Source organism: Mycobacterium sp. SP-6446 (assembly GCF_001954045.1).
GTDB lineage: Bacteria > Actinomycetota > Actinomycetes > Mycobacteriales > Mycobacteriaceae > Mycobacterium.
In genome coordinates, this window is the sequence record NZ_MBEM01000068.1 from 1 (window position 1) to 1,072 (window position 1,072).

The following is a 1,072-nucleotide window of genomic DNA, read 5'->3' on the forward strand; positions in this document are numbered from 1 at the left end:
CTGCTAGCTCCCGTGGCCGGTGTGTTTTCGGCCGTCTGTCGGCCCGCCCGGGCCGCCGGCGGGGCCCGCCCCCCCCCCGGGCGGGGGACCCGGGGCTGAACCCGGGGCCGAGGAAGATGAACGCACCGTGGCTGTATCCGCCGCCCAAGCCTTCGACGCGAATGCTGCACGGGTACTTGCCGTCCGGGCCGACGATCACGATGTTGTTGCTGTAGCGCAGGTATTCGCTCTTGTCGTTGTCGGCCCGCGCGTCGGGCGCCTGGTAGTCGGCGAGCGTGTCGGCGACCTCGTCGGGCGATCCGCTGCACTGGTAGCGCGTCCCGTTGGCGTCCGTGGCGTACGCGTGATAATGGTCGGCGATATACGACCCAATGTCCTTGTTCAGCAACACGATTCCGAAAACCAGCGACGCGATGGCCGCGGCGGCCAGGCCGCCGGAAAGCCAGAACAGGCCCTTGCGGCTCACGGGTGCCACCGGCTCGCCGTGTGCACCACCATGCCGCCGGACCCCGCCGGGCGCAGCGGGTAGAGGTGCCATGTCTGCCAGCGCCAGCCGGCGCCGTCGGGCTCGGCGGCCAGCGCGGTCAGGGCGGCGTCGTCGCCGGGAAACGTGCCGCCCAGCCATCCGTTTTCGGTCGCGCAGCGGTCGCGAAGTTCTTGCGCGAGTTCACGAAACGCTGCCTCATCGCGGGTGTCGGTACGCGATTCGATGCGGTAGCCGGGCGCGTCGGCGTGCCCGGGCAGCCTGCCGCCGTGGCTGCGGGCGGTGCAGGAGACCTGCTCGGAGAACCGGCTGCCGGGGTGCTCGACGGTGACGACGTGCGAGGCGCCGAGGACGCCGAGCAGCAGGGTGCCGCCGCCGGGATGGGTGAGCGCGTGGCTGGCCAGCGGGTCCGGCGCGGGGGCGTTGAGCGCCAGTCCGAGCCTGTTCCCGGACACGTCCGCCGGACTCACGGCGAGCTGATGAAGCGGCACCGAAGTCGCCTACGGGGAGGGGCCTGGCCGCCGCGGCCATCGCGTCGCTGGTTTTCGGAATCGTGTTGCTGAACAAGGACATTGGGTCGTATATCGC

At 71.1% G+C, this 1,072-nt stretch carries 1 protein-coding gene and 1 pseudogene; both read right to left on the reverse strand.

Features of this window, described 5'->3' with window-relative positions:
- Positions 1 to 3: 3 nt before the first annotated feature.
- Positions 4 to 466 (reverse strand): annotated as a pseudogene (locus A5736_RS05640) (DUF4247 domain-containing protein).
- Positions 463 to 975 (reverse strand): DUF2617 family protein, encoded by a 513-nt coding sequence (locus A5736_RS05645; protein WP_076245021.1) that lies wholly within the window; start codon positions 973 to 975, stop codon positions 463 to 465. Before A5736_RS05645 ends, A5736_RS05640 begins: the two are co-directional and overlap by 4 nt.
- Positions 976 to 1,072: the final 97 nt, after the last annotated feature.